A 15,454-nucleotide genomic window follows, 5' to 3' on the forward strand; every position below is an offset into this window, starting at 1 on the left:
ATCAAAGGGATTTTTCCCTTTGATTTCTCTCTCTCGCTCGTTTCCAGCCAGATCAAAGGGATTTTTCCCTTTGAATCCTCTCTCCCGCTCGTTCCCGCCTCTATCAAAGGGATTTTTCCCTTTGATTCCTTTTTCCCGACCGTTTCCAGCCAGAACAAAGGGATTTCTCCCTTTGCCCGCCGTCCTCTCCCACGCACGGCTGCCTACTCCCTACAGATCGAATCCATGTGGCTGTGCAGCACGCGAAGGATCCGCTCTCTGTCGAGGCGCTTGGGCTCAAGCAGCGCGTGCAGAGCCAAGCCGTCAAGCAGCGCGTACAGGCGCTCTGCTTCGGTGTTCATATCCAGCTCCTCGCGCAGCAGGTTTTCCTCCTCCAGACGGCCGAGCAGTTTGACGATCCCCGGATAGATGCCATCGTTCAGCCCGCCATAATCCTCCCCCGCATACTTAAGGTGAAACACAAACGCGAACCAGACCTCCATTTCCGCCATTGAATTTTCATCTAAAGGAAGCAGCTCCATAAGCACCCTGGTTACCAGCTCTTTTGGCGGCAGTCCTAGTGCAATAACACCTTTGATCCGGGCATTGGCCCGTTCGCTGACAAGCTTCATGGCAAAAGCAAGCAGCTCATGCTGTGTGGTGAAATAATGACGCAGGGCCCCAAGCGATACGCCGGCCTCCTGCGCGATTTTACGTACCGTAGCCCCCTTCATGCCCTCTTTCAGGATGACACGCCAGGTAGCTTCGGCAATATGTGATTTCCGCTCTGTATGATCGACTAATTTAGGCATGTCCATATTGTAGCATACAGCAACTTTCCGCTGCAATTTAAATAATACAGTTGTATTATTTAAAATCTGCTGCTATAATCTCCTTAATCTTTCCTGCTCCACATTTTGTTCCATAATAAATCTGCGTATATGAGGTGCTAAATGAATTTTGTAGCATGGGCCATTATTGCCTGTGAAATCCTGTTCTGGGTCGTCATTGTAACCGGCCTGTGCGTACGTTACCTGTTCAAACGTCCTAAGCTGGGACTGTTTTTCCTGGCCCTAACCCCACTCCTGGATCTTGTTCTGCTGGTTATTGCAGGAGTCGACCTGTCTAACGGTGCAACAGCTACCATTGCCCATGCACTGGCGGCCGTCTATATTTCCGTATCTGTTGTTTTTGGTAAAAGCATGATCCGCTGGGCAGACGAACGCTTCCGTTACTATGTCACCAAGCAGGGCCCGCCCCCGCTCAAGCGTACCGGCCGTGACCATGCGCTGCATTACTTCAAAAGCTGGCTGATGCATCTGTTAGCTTTTCTGCTGGGAGCCGGGCTCCTCTACGGTCTGATTGTCTGGATTGATGATCCGTCCCGTACAGAAGCATTGCAGAGTATTCTCGGCATCTGGACAATTGTTGTCGGCATTGATCTGCTGATCGCGGGCTCCTATTTCCTCTGGCCCCGCAAAGAAAAAACGAAAATATCCGCTTAATAAGACAGCCGTATAAACAGCGAAAAACACACCGGACGGTGTGTTTTTTCGTAGACAGGCCTGCTGCCGCTAAAACGGGCGAAACTTTTCAACCATGCAGTACCCTTTCTCCTAAAATTGCGTCAGTTTACCTTGGTCAATGCCCATTTCTGCGCATCCGTTCCGTTGTCGGTCCACTGCTGAACCGCCGCACCGTCGGCTGTTGAGGAGCCGGATACATCCACCGCCAGGCCGCTTGCCTTGGAAATCAGCTTATAGTAGCCTCCGCCTACATCGACAATCCGCCATCTCTGCGCATCCGTCCCGTTATCGTCCCATTGCTGCAGCTGGACACCCGTAGCTGTGGACGAGCTCGGAACATCAAGCACCTTCCCGCTGTGTACAGCTGTAAGCTTGTAGTAACCGTCACCCATGCTGTCTACCCGGAACTGCTGGTTAGCGGCAGTGTAATTGGTCCATTGGTGGATTTTGGCGCCGGCTGCCGTGGACACGTCCACTACATCCATTACTTTTCCGCTTGCCTTGGAGGCAAAGGTATAGACACCCCCGCTGACAATGCTGGCTGATGAAGCCGCCTGATATACACGCACATAATCCACCAGCATCTGTGCCGGGAAGGCAGTCGAGGCATTCGGGCTGCCCGGCCAGTTGCCGCCCACGGCAAGGTTCAGCAGCAGGAAGAACGGCTTCTGGAATTCCTCTGTGTTACCGGTGTTATTTTCAATATAAAACTCATTAAACAGGCTGCCGTCCACGTACCATCTGATATATTTCGCATCCCACTCGACGCTGTACACATGATACTGGGAGAAATCGAGATTGCCGGATACTTTGCCGTACTCGGCGTGGCCGTTTGCATCCCAATGAACGGTGCCGTTAACATAAGCGTTGTTATTCACCCGCTCCATAATGTCGATCTCACCGCTTTTCGGCCAGCCGACCGAATCCATATTGGAGCCGAGCATCCAGAAAGCCGGCCATATGCCCTGACCTGAAGGCAGCTTCATCCGGGCTTCGATTTTACCGTAAGTGAAGCTCTTCTTGCCCTGCGTCTTGATCCGGGCCGAGGTGTAGCTGCTGCCGTTATACGATTCCTTCTGGGCAGTAATGACCAGATTGCCGCCCGTCACCTGCAGGTTCTGCGACCGGTTCGTATAATACTGCAGCTCGTTATTGCCCCAGCCGCTGCTGCCGGTACCGATCTCGGCAGTCCAGTCCGCCGTATTAAGCGACGTTCCGTTGAACTCATCGCTCCACACCAGATTCCAGCTTGCTGCGGCATCGGCCGCTTTTCCTGCCGGAAATAACGTAATCAGAAGTGCCAGAGTCATAAACAGCGCTGCCCATTTCCTTCTACGCATCATATTCCTCCTAAAGTTTTCGGATAGCTGCTTATTTCAATACACGCCGCGCGTAACGTGCCTTTGAAATCGTTGTAACCGCAGGTTCTCAGTTAACGAAACCGCTTTATTTCCACCCCTTTGCATTGTATATCCTTTCCGGCGACAATATGACAGGAATCCGGCCAAGGCTGTCCACCCGGCTTGTTGACAACGCTTTGGCAGGAGCATAGATTTAAGAAGATCAGCCAAGTGCCTGCTTACAGAAATCATGAAAGCGATTAACCGCATCAAACAATCCCTATATCCAAGGAGACACAGCAATGAAACTATCTGTTTTCTATGAACATATCCGTGACACTGCCGGACAGAGTGGCTTGAGCCTGGAGGAAATCTGTACGCTCGTTAAGAGCTTCGGTATTGACGCGCTGGAGATGGACGCAGACCGCTTTAAGGCAGAAGAAGGCTCTATCCTGCCCCTGCTTACGAAGACCGGGCTGACGGTAAGCTGCATGTACGGCTTTTTTGACTTCGGCCACATCAAGAGCAGTGAAGCGAAGGAGCAGATCACCTCCTTTCTGTCTATGGCCAGCCGGGCCGGGGCTTCGCGTGTGCTGGTTATACCGGGCTTTCTCGGGGAGCATGAACAGGACCCGGCCTCCGGGGAATATCAGCAATGTGTCCGGTCGATGAAAGAAGCCGTAGCCGCCATGTGCGCAGCTGCCAAGCCGCTCGGTATCACCGTTGGGATGGAAGATTTCGATGATTCCAGTGCACCGTTTGCCACAACAGCGCAGCTGCTGTCTTTTGTAGAGGAAATACCTGAGCTGTCCTGCTTCTTTGATACCGGGAATTTTCTGTACAGCGGAGAAGATGTGCTGGAAGCATACAGCCGGTGCAAGCCTTACATCGGCTATGTCCACTGCAAAGACCGGACCTTTGAGGTTCACCCGGGTGAGGAACCCAAGTTGACGGTGGACGGCCGGGCCATGTATGCGATCCCTGCGGGAAGCGGCTGTATCCCGATGAGAGAGCTTGTTACGGATCTGCTCACAAGCGGTTATGATGACACCTTTGTCATCGAACATTTCGGCGCGCAGGATCAGCTGGCGTATATGAAACAATCGGCAGAGTGGCTGCTGAACCTGAGAAAAGAGGTACTCGGCGGATAGCCGCCGGCCAAAACTTTATCCAAACCTTAGATTTGGTTTAGAATAGATAAAGATTAGAGCGCTATACTGGCCAGGGGTGATGGATTATATATACGATACTGATTGCTGATGACGAGCCTGAAATTGTTGAATTACTGCAGCTTTATCTTGAAAAAGACTACCATATTCTGAGCGCTTCATCCGGTGTGGAGGCCCAGCAAAAAATTAGGGAGCAGTCTGTCGATCTGGCAATACTGGATATTATGATGCCGGGGATGGACGGGCTGCAGCTGCTGAAGAGCATCCGCGGATCGTACCACTTTCCCGTCCTGTTCTTATCGGCCAAGAGCCAGGATCATGACAAAATTCTGGGACTTGAGCTTGGTGCCGACGACTACATCGCCAAGCCCTTCAATCCGCTGGAGGTTGTCGCGAGAGTGAATGCCCTGCTGCGCCGGGTCCATCATTTTGATGTGCCTGCACTTCCGCCGGAGCCTGAAGCCAAGCAGCTGGTACTGGGTGCACTTACTCTGGATTTGAAGGAGTGTGTGCTGTATGTGTCCGGTGAACCGGTGATGCTAACCTCTACTGAATACAAAATTCTCAAGCTGATGATGGAAGAGCCGGGCCGGGTGTTTACCCGCAAGCGGATTTATGAAGCCGTGTGGGAGGATTTCTACATGTACGAGGATAACAGCATCATGGTGCATATCAGCAACATCCGCGAGAAGATTGAACGTGATTCCAAAAAGCCTGAATATTTGAAAACGATCCGCGGACTGGGGTACAAAATCAATGCGCCTGCGGAAAACTAGACAGCAGCGGCCGCTGCAGGCATCGCTGGCGATTGATTTTCTGAAGTTTCTGCTCATTGTACTGTTTACAGTGATGATCATTATATTCGGCACGTATGCCTTTATGCAGCTGGATGTGGCGCAGAAGCTGCAGGATTATCAGCTGGCCGATCCCGATCTGAAGACGCAGGCCAGCCGGTATCTGGATAATCCGCAGAAAGGGCCGGAAACGGCCAAGCTGCTGCGCAGCGGGGGCTGGCTGGAGGTGCTGGACAGCAGCAAGACGGTGCGCGAGGTCATCGGCAGTAAACAGGATGATCCGCACAGTTATACGGAAGAGCAGCTGTACAAGCTGCTTGAGAATGATCCGGGTCAGCCTTACTACGTGTCACTGGCAGAATATCAGCAGGACAGCGGCTCCAGCTGGCTGCTGCTGAAGCTGCCCCGGGATCGCATTGATATCACGATTAACAGCTATCCGTTCATGTCTCATATGAATCAGTCAGTGACCTTCTATATTATGCTTGGCGCCATGCTGCTTCTGCTGCTGGTTATTACATACAGCTATTCTGTGGCCCGCCGTATTCTGAAGCCGCTGAAGATGATTATTCAAGGACTCAAGGAAATGATCCAGGGAAATTACAGTACCCGCCTGACGGTTCATGCCGAGAAAGAATTTGAGCAGATGGCCGAGACCTTCAATTACATGGCAGATATGATTGAGCGGACCACCATGGCCAAGCAGAGAGCCGAGGACAGTAAGCAGCGGATGATTATGGATCTGTCCCATGACCTGAAGACTCCAATTACCAGTATCCAGGGGTACGCCCAGGCATTATATGAAGGCCGTGTGGAGGATGCCGAACGACAGCGGAAATATTTATCCTATATTTACAACAAATCTTTCCAGGTCACCAGGCTGATCCAGAATATGATGGAGCTGCTCAAGACGGACTCTCCTGATTTTCTGCTGAAAATGGGCCGTCATGAGCTCGGTGATTTCCTGCGGGAGATTATTGCCGGCGCGTACGGGGAAATCGAACAGAAGCAGTTCACCCTGCGGCTTGAAGTACCTGATGACGATGTCTTCGCCCAGTTCGATCCCGAGCTGCTGTCACGGGTAGTCCAGAACCTCATCGACAATGCACTTGAGTACAATCCGCCGGGTACGACGCTGCGGGTCGGGCTGGTTCCAACTCCGGGGGCTGTAGTCATACAAATCGCCGATAATGGAGTCGGCATCCCTAAAGAGCTGAGGTCGACCATCTTTGATCCGTTCGTGCGGGGCGATGAAGCAAGAACAGCCTCCGGCGGGACTGGCCTGGGTCTCGCTATCGCCAGAAAAAATACGGAGCGGATGGGCGGAACCCTTGTCCTGACCAGCTCAAAGCAGGAAGCAACTGTGTTCACCATCACTATTTCCGAATAAAACCGCAGATACATCAAAAGCGGCAGCCAAGGAGATTACTTCATCCTTGGACTGCCGCTTTTTTGTTCCGCTTCATGACCATTGCCTTTACTGTGCTGCCACAACACCGACCACTGTCACATTCACATCCGTCACCTGCAGCCCGGTCAGCCTTTCAATCCGGCTCTTGATACTCTGCTGCAGAAGCTGGGCCAGATGGTGAAGCGGTGTGCCCAGAGTGATTATCGGGAAGAGCTGGACCGACAGCTCGCTGCCGCTGATTTTCACCTTAATCGCCTTGTAGAATTCCTCCCGCTTCTTGCGTTTGGTACTGCCTTCCACAAGGGCCTGAACCGCCTCTGCCTCCTGGACAGCCATACCGGCAATCTTCGATATAACCTGCTGTGACACCGTCAGCTTTCCTGCACAAGTTAAGTCCTTTTCCGGGTAATTCATTCTGCTTCCTCCTTCAGCTCTCAAATGCCTACAGTCCCTCCCACTTCTCCTTGAGAAACAGCTGGTATGTATGCCTGGATATAATCTTGATTACCATGTACACAGGGATAATAATCAGCATACCGATAATGCCGAAGAAATTCCCCACGCCCAGCACAAGCACCGTTGTTGTAATCGGATGAATGTCAAGGCTTTTGCCAAATACCAGCGGTGAGATAATATTATCCTGAATCTGCTGGGCAAGCAAAATAATGATGAGTGACCATAGGCCGACCATAGGGGAAACTGTCAAGCCGATGATGACTATCGGAACGGAAGAAATGATCGCTCCGAAAAAAGGAATAAAGTTCATAATGAAGGCGATCAGGGTCAGCACAAGGGCATAAGGCAGCCCGATCATCAAGAAGCCAAGATACATCAGCACGCCCAGTGCCAGATTGACGATGACTCTGCTTACAATATAGTTACTCAGTGCGCCGTCGATTTCACCTGTGATCGTTCCTGCCCGCTCCCGGAAACGCCTGGGTACCATCCGGACAAAGGTTTTGCCGAACTTGTCCCCTTCCTTAAGCATATAGAACAGCAGGATCGGAAAGGTGAACAGAATGATCGCCAGATTGGACATCGCCGAGAACAAGCCGGTGACATAGCTGGTCAGCAGAGTAAAGCCCTGGCTCAAATAATCGTTCAGCTGGGACAGCAGGCTGAAATCCTCGGGGAACAGCTTGGCGAAAAAGCCCGACTGCTCAAGCTCGCTTATCTTTTCATTTACAGCATCGAACAGCTGCGGGGCATTCTGCACCAGTGTCATAAGCTGCGACTTCAATGGAGGCCAAACCCCGCCAAAAAATCCGATCAGCAGCACGCCAAGCACCAGATAGATCAGCAGAATGGCCTGTGTGCGCTTCAGCTTCCAGCGCTCCATCAGCGGCAGCAGCGGCCGCAATAAATAATAGAAAAACACTGCCAGCAGCACCGGAATCAGTATAACTCCGGTCAGCGACTTAAACGGTTCAAAGATAAAATCGACCAATGACCCCACATATACAATAAGCAGAACTAGCAGTATTGCCTTACCTATAGTTACAAATTTGTTCAACTGCTTCATCTGCCTCCTCCTGCTCCGTGTACAACCCGGCAGCCGGAGCCCTCCGATTGCTGGTTTTGTTACAACTGTACCCCAGCAATCTTAATGCTGTCTAAGCTGAACCTAAAGATTAGCTAAATAATTTAGGGTGGAGAAAAAGTGCATAAAGTTGAAGATTGTCGAATGTTAACCGGGGATGATTGTCCTCCAAATTGCTGAACGATATACTGGAATGAAGATAGAGGGGGCATAGCATGGTTGACACTTTTTTTAACACCAGCCTGAAAACAAAAATCGTCCTTGTCTTTATCGTGATGATTACCCTGATTACCTCAGCTCTCGGGCTGTACTCGTTTCAAACCTCCAAAAAACAAATCGTTAACAAGGTCAGCACAACCAATCTGTCGGTAATCCGGCTGATCGATAATAATATTGTTGAGATGCAAAAGAGCATTAAGGACTGGGTGACGGTGTTTAGCCTCTCCCCGGTTGTCCAGGACGCGCTGCAGAATGAACCGGATAGCAACGTCGATCTGGAATCGCAGATTTATTCAGGCACGATGTCCGCGATTATGAATCAGATGCTGGTTACCGGAAATTTTGACTACCTTTCCCTTTATGGACAGGATGAACAGCCGCTCTATCAAGTGGCCACCGACGACAGCAGCGGTCCTGGAAGCTACAGCCGGATTGTCTCCAGTGATGTTTATAAGCAGACGCTGGAGTATAACGGTGCCTCCTACTGGTATCCGCTTAACAGCGCCAATAATGTCTTTATTGATGTGAACCGCAACGAGAAAATAGCCATGAGCCGGATTGTCCGCAGCACGCTGAACGGCCGGAATATCGGGCTGATCTTTGTCGGCATCAACACTGATACGATCCGCAAGCGTTATCTGAAGGATCTGTATGACGCCTCCCATGGAATCGTGATTCTTGATCAGAATGGCATACCGTTTCTCACTGCCGGCAAGTCTTTTTATAATGAACAGGAGCCGCTGCAGCTGCCCAAAGCGGGGAACGGCAATGAAGACGGTTCGCAGATTATTAACCTGAACGGCGAAGACCTCCTGCTGACTTATACACAGAGCAACGCCGGCTGGCAGATCCTCTATGCGGTTCCGCTCGATACACTGACCAAAGAGCTCAACTCCATCAAGCTGTTTGTCGTCATTACCATTCTGGTGAGCCTGCTGCTGAGTGTGCCGCTGATGCTGGTGCTGTCCAATTTTCTGACCGCGCCGATCAAGAAGCTGCTGTATTCCATGCGCCGGTTCCAAAACGGGCATTTTGACGAAAAGGTTGAGGTCCGCTACCGGGATGAGATTGGTCTGTTAAGCCGCGGCTATAATACGATGGTCGGCAATATCAAGACACTGGTGGATGAAGTATACGTCCTGAAGCTCAAGGAACAGGAAGCCGAGCTCAAGGCGCTGCAGTCGCAGATCAATCCGCATTTTCTTTATAACATGCTGGATACGATTTTCTGGGAGGCGGAAAGCGCCGGCCAGGACAAAATCAGCGAGATGGTTATCAATCTGTCGAGGCTGTTCCGGCTCAGTCTGAACCGCGGCAAGAGCTTCACCAGTGTAGCCAAGGAAAAAGAGCTGATCCAGCTCTACCTGTCCCTGCAGCAGATGCGCTTCCGCGACAAGCTCAGCTATTCCATCGACATTCCGGACAACCTCGACAGCTGTGTGATTTTGAAGCTGAGTCTGCAGCCTTTTATCGAGAACGCACTGGTGCACGGCATTGAACGCAAACGTGAAGGCGGGACAGTCAGCATAACCGGAGTACAGGACGGCGGGTATCTGCATTTTGTCATAGAAGATAACGGCATCGGCATGGATGAGGCAACGATTGCGCAGATTACGGATGTTCAGGAGGACGGCGATATTCACACGGAAGCGAATACCGGCGGCTATGCGGTAGCCAATGTGATCCAGAGGTTCCGCCTCTACTACAAGGATCAGTTCAGGATTCAGTATTCAAGCGAGCCCGGATCTGGCACCCGGGTTGAGCTTATCATCCCTGTCACATCAGAAGCATTGGAGGAGAGCCATGATTAATTTAATGATCGTCGATGATGAAGAACGGGCCAGAACCGGGATCAGAACGCTGATCGACTGGGCCAGCCATGATGTGGAGATTATTGCCGAGGCGGGAGACGGTGCCGAAGCCCTGGAGCTGATGAGCCGCCACCATGTGGATATTCTGCTGGCCGACATCCGGATGCCGGTAATGGATGGTTTGGCCTTGATTGAACAGGTAAAGCACGACTTTCCACATGTGAAATCGGTTATTATGAGCGGCTACAACGACTTCTCATATGTCAAAAAGGCCATCGCCCTCGGGGCATCGGACTACCTGCTGAAGCCGAGCAGACGCCAGGAGATCACAGATACGGTCGTTAATGTAGTGGGTGAGATTCTGGAGGAGAAGCGGCAGACTGCGCATCTGAAGCGGTTAACCGAAGGCTTCCGCGAGAGCCTGCCGCTGCTGAAGGAACGGACCCTCAGCCAGCTGGTGCTGTCCGAGGAAGTGTCCTATGACAAAATCCGGGACAGCCTGGAGCTGAACCGGATATCCTTCCCCTACGATTATTTCGCTGTCTTCGTAATACAGCTCGACAATCTACATTCCCTTCAGAAGAGCTACACGGCCTTTGAGCTGGAGCTGCTGAAATACGGACTCAAAAATATCAGCGAGGAAACGGTCCGCCAGCCGAATATCGGCCTGAGCTTTGAGCATCAGGATGATATCATCGCTATACTGAACATGCCTGTTGAACTGAGCAGCACTGAACTGGCGGAGCTGGCCGGGGAGTTTCAGTCCAATGCCAAAAATTATCTCAAGCTCGGCATCTCTGTCGGCATCGGTGTCACCGGCACTCAGCTCCCTAGCTTAAATTTGTCCTACAGTTCAGCTATAAGCGCACTCGATGATCACTACGCCCTCGGACCGGGCAAAATTGTGAATGCCCAGGATAACCGGGCGGCTGAGCATGAGAGCTGGTCTTACCCCATTATGCAGGAAAAAACCGTCCTGCTGAGTGTAATGAACGGCGACGCAGACAGCATCAGGGAGAGTCTCGCCACGTTCATGTCGGCCCTCCCTTCCTCCAAGGAACAGATTGTCAGCTGCTCGCTTGCGCTTTATTTTGCCCTATACAAGCTCTATATCGAGAAGAATGCCGGGGGAATGGACGATTTCGGTCTGACTTTGCAGGACAACATCCAGAGTATCTCCAAGGAAGATCCGGAGGGAATCAAGAGTGAGCTGCTCACAGTTGCCGTCAAGGTCAATGAGCTGCTGAATGCCAAAAAGAACAAAAACAAGCTGTTCGAGTCCATTCTCGCCTACATCGAAGAAAATTACTATAAGGACATCAGCCGGGAGACGGTCGCGAATGAAGTGTTCATTACCCCGGGTTATCTCAGCCTGCTGTTCAAGCAGCAGATCAAGACCAATTTTCTCGACTATCTGCACAAAATCCGCATCGACCAGGCCTGCCTCCTGCTCAAGGACCGCAGCCGCAAGATCGGCGACATCGCGATGAAGGTCGGCTACAACGATGAAAAGTATTTTTTTCAGGTATTCAAGAAATACACCGGCTTCACGCCCAACCAGTACCGCAATAATCTGGATGAAATGGCCTAAAACCCGGGAATCTGTTGTACAAAGTACAATAGATTCATGTTCCAGGCTGGGACTTAACGTTAAAGGTAGACTGTGGCTGAGGCGATGGATCAATATAAATGCATTTTGTGCAACTAAAAGCAGCCGAATTGAGTAGTTGCGCCGTATAACTGCATTCTGTACAACTAACGTTGGACAAATCAGCTGAAATTAGCCTATTTATAGCATTTTAGTTGCAAGGAATGCAGTTAAAACGCTGTTAGGCGTAAAAACTGGCGTTTTAGTTGTACAAAGTGCAGTTAAGTTTGAATGATGCGATGAACAGAGCATGTCTGCCACTTGGCTTACTATACAAAGAAGACCAGCCTTATTATTGAGGCTGGTCTTCCTCTGCTTTAGCAAGCTACATATGCTCCCGATACTCGAAGTAATCGAAATCGGCTGTGATCTGCCTGCGGTAGGAGTCCTGGCAGTTGATGCCGACGAAGGCGCCGGTGAAATGTCCGGAGGTGGAGTACTCATCCGAGCATTTGGTACCGTCCAGCTCAGGGCCTACCTGCTGCCACTGTTCTCCATCCGGGGAGGCGAAGAAGGTCAGCATGCCCTGGCGCAGCTCGGCGCGGAGATAGATTCGCTCCCAATCCGTTACGGGCAGCCGGGACTCCGTAAGCTCCACCTTGGCACCGTTGTCGGCATAGAGAATGCCCAGACACTTGCAGCCAAGGCTATCACTATAGTAGATCCGCAGATAATAGAACATGTTCTGGTCATAGAATAAGGTAAGCCCGGCCGACTGATGATAATTCTCCGGCGCAAACTCCACACAGGTCTCGACTGTCGCATCGACAGACTGCAGCCGGCGCGCCACCAGGCTTTGCTCATGCAGCGAGAATAGCGATTGCCGCCCGCGCAGCCGCAGGAATCCCGGCCGTGCCGACAAGGAGGCCCAATCCTCATGAATCGGGACCCGCAGGGAGTTCAGATGAATGTTCCACTTCCCGCTGTCAAAGTGCTCTCTGGACGGTTCCGGTGCAAACGGATGAGGCGTAAGGTCCGGAGCCGGAGCTTCAATCAGGGCCGCTTGTCCTCCGCCAATCATGCGCAGCCAGCCGTCCTCCGTCCATTCGCATGCCTGCAGGGCCGTTTCTCTGCCCAGCATACTGCGGATTTCCGGCAGCACAGGCCGGGCGCATAGATGGGCAATGTACCATTTCCCGTTCTGCGTTTCCACCAGCGAGCCGTGCCCGCTTTTTTGCAGCAGGGAATCCGGGTTGTATTGGTACGGCTTGAGGTAATCGTCCACATTCCGACGGTCCAGATTGACCAGCCTGGCGGATGTAATAATCGGATTACACGGGTCAGACTCGTAAGGACCGAACAGTTCGCGTGTTCTGGCCATCGTAACACCGTGCCCGAAGCCGGTACCGCCTTCAGCAGTCATCATGTAATAATATCCGTTCCGTTTGTAGATATGCGGCGCTTCCATGCAGCCCATATCCGTTGCCCCGCGGAAGATGCTGCGGGCAGTGCCGATGAGTTCCTGCCGCACCGGATCGTACTCCTGAATGACGATGGAGCCGGGATGCTCGTACCCTTTGCGGGTCTCCCATTCGAGGTTGACCAGCCACTTGCGCCCGTCATCGTCATGGAACAATGAAGGATCGAAGCCCGAGCTGTTCAGATAGATGCGTTCTGACCAGGGGCCAAGAATGCTCTTGGCCGTTACCACGTAATTGTCCAGATCAAACGCATTGCCGTTCGTGCTTCTCATAATCGTGTAGATCAGATAAAAGGTCTGCTCCTGCTCATCATAGGACAGACAAGGTGCCCATACTCCGCCGGATGCCTCGATCCCCTTCATGTCCAGCTGATCCGGCCGGTCCAGCGCATAGCTGAGCGTCTGCCAGTTCACCATATCTCTGGAATGATGAATCTGCACACCAGGGAACCATTCAAAGGTAGATGTCGCTATATAATAATCGTCACCGACGCGGAGAATCGACGGATCGGGATTGAAGCCTTTCAGTACCGGATTTTGAATCTTTATGGTAGTCAATGTTTCCGCTCCTCCCCTCCAGCATCTATTCCTGCTCCAAAATAATCTGCACACCCCAAGGCGCAAGCTCAAGCTCACCGTCAGCAGAAACCGCGCTGTCTGAGAGCAGCTCCGTTCCGCCCTTGACCGGACGCACTCCTGCTACCTGCTTGCCGGAGTAATTGTAATAGAATCTCACCGGAGTTCCTTGACGGGTAACTGCCGATTTCACGATCAGCGGGAAAGCATATTCTTGCTGCTCTGCCCACAACCCGGCTGTCTGCAGCGTATCGCGTATGATAACTGCAAGATCGGCGGCGTCCATCATACAACCGACATAAGTTGCTGCACCTTCCCCGAAGGTATTCCGTGTGGCTGCTGCATAATGGCCCCATTCCGGATGGTCGTAGGCGGCGAGCACTTCAGCGGTCCCCGGAACCAGCAGCTCCATCCAGCTGTTCACTGTTCCCGCTCCGCCTTCAGGGAACAGTCCGCCTGTAAGTCCGGTCTCTGCACCCGGCGTTACGAACATGCTGTACCCGACTCCGCAGGCCTCACTGATGATGCCCGGCTGCTGCACGGTGCGCACCTTGACCTGCTCGTCGGTAAAGCCGCTTTTGAAGGTATACAGGACATGTCCTCCGCCCTTTACATACTCATTAAGCGCCTGCAGCGCTTCATCCGACACGGCGTACAGAGCTGGCACGACAACCAGTGCATACTCATGGAGATAAGGACTGGAAGGCTGGATGAAGTCACATTCCGCATTCATACGGTAGAACTCATCGTACAGCCAGCGCACCACATCATTGTAGTTCTTACCGTCAGGCAGCTTGAACCATTCCATTGCCGACAGCGCCTCGTTGCTGATCATGAAGGCAATTTTGTTCTTCTTCACGAGTCCGGCCAGCTGCGGACTTAACCGGGCGAAATCTGCTCCGACCGTGCAGGCCTCCTTATAAACCGGGTTAGGCAGGAAATCATGGCTGAGCAGCCCTTTCCAATAGGTTTCAAAGGAATTGTGGATCGAGTGCCAATGCCAGTAAGCGACCATGTTCGCTCCAGAGCCGATGTGGCTGAATGCCAGCAGCCGGAGCTGCCCCGGATAAGGCGTCCATTGCGGAAATGCCTGTGCCTGTGTCTCCAGCACCAGATAATTGCTGCGTTTCACTGAGCGTGAAATATCTCCGCCAAAAGCGATCTCGGCCCCGGTCAGCTCCGACTGGGACGGATGATAAATATCCACACCGGCAATATCGAACGGCTCAGCTGCTCCAAAATGATCTACCGAAGGCTGAACGCCGAAGGAATGCCCTCTCCACTCATAGTCGAAATTCTGGGTCACGAACTGCCCCGGCTGCTTGTATTCATTGACAATCGATACCTGCCAGGCCAGAAAATCATTCACCAGCCCGCGCTGGAAGCGGGCAAACTCCGCACCCAGGCTGCCGTTGATCGTACCGGCGACTGACGGGAAGTCCTCCCAGCTGTCGATCCGGTTGCTCCAATAATCGAGACCGAATTGATGGTTGATTTTTTCCAGTGTGCCATACGTATTCCGCATATATTTCACGAACTTCAGCTGGACATTGTCACCGGCTGTTTCATAATGTTTGGTTTCATTATCGGTCTGATAACCGATGACTGCAGGATGCTTATGGACCCGCTCCAGCAGCTTGCGGATGATCCGCTCGGCATAGAAAAGGTAGACCGGATGCGTGATGTCCATAATCTGCCGGGCTCCATATTTGCCGCGTCCCGCCGCAGTGACCGCCAGCACATCCGGATGCTCTTTTACCATCCAGGCAGGAATCGCATAGGTCGGCGTTCCAATAATGACATGGATTCCCGCCTCGTGCATGGCGTTCAGTACACGGTCCACGGATGAAAAGTCGAACACCCCGTTTTGCGGCTCATGTGTACTCCAGGTGGATTCCGCGATCCGGACGGTATTAATCCCGGCTTCTTTCATCATGCGGATATCTTCAGCAAGCCTTTCATAAGGCATGTATTCATCGTAGTAGGCGACACCGTATAGAAGCTTATCCATTGCTTTAATC

12 protein-coding genes are annotated in these 15,454 nt (G+C 52.1%); 6 read left to right on the forward strand and 6 right to left on the reverse strand.

Features of this window, described 5'->3' with window-relative positions; all coding sequences use genetic code 11:
• Positions 1 to 203 precede the first annotated feature (203 nt).
• Positions 204 to 791 carry a TetR family transcriptional regulator C-terminal domain-containing protein gene (locus AWJ19_RS25425; RefSeq protein ID WP_068728184.1) on the reverse strand — a complete coding sequence of 196 codons (588 nt, stop codon included), beginning with the start codon at positions 789 to 791 and terminating at the stop codon, positions 204 to 206.
• A 141-nt stretch (positions 792 to 932) separates the two neighbouring features.
• On the opposite strand from AWJ19_RS25425, the gene AWJ19_RS25430 reads away from it, so the two are divergent.
• Positions 933 to 1,484 (forward strand): hypothetical protein, encoded by a 552-nt coding sequence (locus AWJ19_RS25430; RefSeq protein ID WP_068728042.1) that lies wholly within the window; start codon positions 933 to 935, stop codon positions 1,482 to 1,484.
• Between the two features lie 122 nt (positions 1,485 to 1,606).
• Here AWJ19_RS25430 and AWJ19_RS25435 read toward each other — a convergent pair whose 3' ends face one another.
• A complete protein-coding gene (locus AWJ19_RS25435) occupies positions 1,607 to 2,848 on the reverse strand; it encodes an RICIN domain-containing protein (protein WP_068728043.1) in 1,242 nt (413 codons plus the stop codon).
• A 299-nt stretch (positions 2,849 to 3,147) separates the two neighbouring features.
• Here AWJ19_RS25435 and AWJ19_RS25440 point away from each other — a divergent pair, with 299 nt between their 5' ends.
• From AWJ19_RS25440 to AWJ19_RS25450, 3 genes are all read left to right on the forward strand, one after another.
• A complete protein-coding gene (locus tag AWJ19_RS25440; RefSeq protein ID WP_068728044.1) occupies positions 3,148 to 3,996 on the forward strand; it encodes a sugar phosphate isomerase/epimerase in 849 nt (282 codons plus the stop codon).
• Between the two features lie 83 nt (positions 3,997 to 4,079).
• Entirely contained in the window at positions 4,080 to 4,790 is a 711-nt protein-coding gene (locus AWJ19_RS25445; RefSeq protein ID WP_068728045.1) for a response regulator transcription factor, read from the forward strand.
• The gene (locus tag AWJ19_RS25450; RefSeq protein ID WP_068728046.1) at positions 4,771 to 6,198 is read left to right on the forward strand and encodes a sensor histidine kinase; all 1,428 of its coding nucleotides are present in this window, start codon (positions 4,771 to 4,773) and stop codon (positions 6,196 to 6,198) included. The genes AWJ19_RS25445 and AWJ19_RS25450 overlap by 20 nt, the downstream gene beginning before the upstream one ends.
• Before the next feature lie 87 nt (positions 6,199 to 6,285).
• On the opposite strand, the gene AWJ19_RS25455 is transcribed toward AWJ19_RS25450, so the two are convergent.
• Positions 6,286 to 6,633 (reverse strand): Asp23/Gls24 family envelope stress response protein, encoded by a 348-nt coding sequence (locus AWJ19_RS25455; RefSeq protein ID WP_068728047.1) that lies wholly within the window; start codon positions 6,631 to 6,633, stop codon positions 6,286 to 6,288.
• A gap of 28 nt (positions 6,634 to 6,661) precedes the next feature.
• Positions 6,662 to 7,741 (reverse strand): AI-2E family transporter, encoded by a 1,080-nt coding sequence (locus AWJ19_RS25460; protein WP_068728048.1) that lies wholly within the window; start codon positions 7,739 to 7,741, stop codon positions 6,662 to 6,664.
• Between the two features lie 233 nt (positions 7,742 to 7,974).
• Between AWJ19_RS25460 and AWJ19_RS25465 the strand changes: the two genes are divergently transcribed.
• Complete coding sequence (locus AWJ19_RS25465; protein ID WP_068728049.1) at positions 7,975 to 9,789, forward strand: sensor histidine kinase; 1,815 nt, start codon at positions 7,975 to 7,977, stop codon at positions 9,787 to 9,789.
• Positions 9,782 to 11,380, forward strand: coding sequence for a response regulator (locus AWJ19_RS25470; protein ID WP_068728050.1), 1,599 nt, complete (start codon positions 9,782 to 9,784; stop codon positions 11,378 to 11,380). Before AWJ19_RS25465 ends, AWJ19_RS25470 begins: the two co-directional genes overlap by 8 nt.
• A 382-nt stretch (positions 11,381 to 11,762) precedes the next feature.
• On the opposite strand, the gene AWJ19_RS25475 is transcribed toward AWJ19_RS25470, so the two are convergent.
• Both AWJ19_RS25475 and AWJ19_RS25480 read right to left on the reverse strand, forming a co-directional pair.
• A complete protein-coding gene (locus tag AWJ19_RS25475) occupies positions 11,763 to 13,415 on the reverse strand; it encodes a glycoside hydrolase family 43 protein (protein WP_198536637.1) in 1,653 nt (550 codons plus the stop codon).
• Between the two features lie 25 nt (positions 13,416 to 13,440).
• Positions 13,441 to 15,444 carry a beta-galactosidase gene (locus tag AWJ19_RS25480; protein ID WP_068728051.1) on the reverse strand — a complete coding sequence of 668 codons (2,004 nt, stop codon included), beginning with the start codon at positions 15,442 to 15,444 and terminating at the stop codon, positions 13,441 to 13,443.
• Positions 15,445 to 15,454: the final 10 nt, after the last annotated feature.

Source organism: Paenibacillus sp. DMB5 (assembly GCF_001517085.1).
In the GTDB taxonomy this organism is placed as follows: Bacteria; Bacillota; Bacilli; order Paenibacillales; family Paenibacillaceae; genus Paenibacillus_AQ.